This window comes from Xanthovirga aplysinae, from assembly GCF_009711365.1.
In the GTDB taxonomy this organism is placed as follows: Bacteria; Bacteroidota; Bacteroidia; order Cytophagales; family Cyclobacteriaceae; genus Xanthovirga; species Xanthovirga aplysinae.
On the sequence record NZ_SMMB01000571.1, the window covers coordinates 1 to 2,440 of the forward strand.

General features: G+C 33.9%; 1 protein-coding gene. It reads left to right on the forward strand.

What is annotated here, in order from left to right; genetic code table 11:
• Positions 1–870: 870 nt before the first annotated feature.
• Entirely contained in the window at positions 871–2,334 is a 1,464-nt protein-coding gene (locus E1171_RS02810) for a hypothetical protein (protein ID WP_155203871.1), read from the forward strand.
• The last annotated feature ends 106 nt before the right edge of the window (positions 2,335–2,440 follow it).

A 2,440-nucleotide genomic window follows, 5' to 3' on the forward strand; every position in this document is an offset into this window, starting at 1 on the left:
AAATCTTAATAGATCTTCCTATTATTGTAATTCCTTAAAATATAGCAGCAACAGCTTATAAAAAGTTAAATAAGGCTATTTTATTTTCTGGCATACAGCGTATGCCTGAGAGAAGTAAGGCAGTGCCCTTCCTTCAAGGAATAATTCAGAAAGGTAATTAAAAGAAAAAGCTCCTATTTAATAGCCTTAGACGACATAAGGTTATTAAATTCTCACCAAAACCAAATCTTTCCTCCAACTTGCAAGTCTTTCATCTCCCCCAAAAAATATCATACAAAAAATTTACCAAGCCAGAAAAAATAGGATTCCGGGAAACGATAACCTGTCAAATTTCATGAACACAATGATCCGACAAAAAGGGATTTAACAATAAATCAATTGGTCTAATGCAGTTGGGAATCAGGCAAAGAGAATAGCAAACAATATATGTAAATCAAACAGTAAATGCTTTCATTCTTCCCCAGACATGCTATATATCTTTTTTGAGGGGCAAGCAAGTATTTAAAGATATGTATATCAACTGGAATTCAACCCTCAGAATAAGTCTTTGTATGAATACTATCCAAATTATTATGGAATTATTTAACCTTTCCAAGAGAGAAAGAGCTCCTCCAGCAGGTGTCAAAATTAACAGAATTCCATTAAGTGCATCTAATAAATTTTCATCCTATTGCAGATGACTTCTGAAAAGCTACTCATCGTCTCTTTTTCCGTCCGTAGTCTCTGGACATATACCTAAAAAGTGCCTTCTTAAGATTTCCAATATTCCAATTTCACCTATAAACATAAAATTAAAAAACGATCTAATCCATTGAATAGCTCCTCTCAAATAAGCCCTTTCTAAGCAATAACAATTAAAATTTAAAAATCATGAAAAAAGTAATTCTTAACCTTTTGATCCTTTGCTGCGCATTTCACCTTAGCCTGGCGCAAAATAATAACGACAATTCCCAAAGTATTTTGGCTGCACAAAATGGTCAAAGTATGCTGTTAAATAATAATGGAATCACCGGCAATGGAAACGATTTCAATAAGCAGTCTATTTATGCCTTTCAGGATGAGGGAATGAATATCATACAATTAAATAACCGAATTGGAAGTACAAATAATAAGAATAATAGTCAAGCGCTTGGGGCTTGGCAAAAGGGGGATGATAATATTGTTTCTGGAAATAACCTAATCATGGGAAATGGAAATGAAGATAATAGTCAGAAACTCAATAACGAGATTCAAGGGGATGATAATTTTGTTACCGACAATAATGTAATCATTGGAAATAGAAATGATCATAATAGTCAGAAGCTATCTATCGAGATAATGGGGGGTGGTAATTTGGTTTCTGAAAATAACCTAGTTTTTGGAAATAGAAATGATCATAATAGACAGAAGCTCTTTAGCAGAATAAATGGGAATAATAACCATACCCTAAATAGTGGCAACAATAACCTAATCGTTGGAGACAATAATAATAAGGTTAGCCAGAATCTCTATAGCAGGATAATGGGGGATGGTAATGAAGTTTTTGAAAATAACAGAATCGAGGGAAATAGAAATGATGGTAATAACCAGACACTCTATAGCGGAATAAAGGAGAATGATAATTTTGTATCTGAAAATAACATCATCCAGCAAGACAATAATGATGAAAATACCCAGAAGGGTTATAGCGGAATAAATGGGAATGAAAATAATGTTTCCTCTAATAACTTCATCAATGGAAATAGAAATGATGGTAATAACCAGACACTCTATAGTGGGATAAAAGGGGGAGCTAATAGTGTTACTGAAAATAACTTCATCTCCTCTGGAGTCAATAATAATGGTAATAGGCAGAAGGTCTATAGTGGAATAAAGGGGACTGAAAATATTGTATTTCAAAATAATTTCATACAAGGAGATAGAAATGATGATAATAGACAGAAGGACTATAGCGGAATAAATGGGAATGAAAATAGTGTTTCTTCCAATAACTTCATCCAAAGGGGAGATAATAATGATAACAACTGGCAAGAGCTCTATAGCGGGATAATAAGGGACGGTAATGAGGTTTCTGGAAATAACTACATCAATGGAAATAGAAATGATAGCAACTGGCAGGAGCTCTTTAGCGGGATAATTGGGGAGGGTAATGAGGTTGCTGACAATAACCTAATCGATGGAGATAATAATGATAACAACAGGCAGAAACTATTTGGTGTGCAATTCGGTGATGAAAATGAAATCCTTAGAAACAACCTAATCTTGGGTAACCGAAATAGTAATAATCCCCAACATATTTCAGTAATACAAATAGGCAATGGAAATACGTGCAACGATAATAATATTATCCAATAATTAGAGGTTCCAGTCCTAGGATGTTAAACAAGGAAGGGTTTTAGGACAAGACAAATAAAGAAATATAAGACACTATCGGCACTGTGAGAGAAACTGTGTAAGTGGT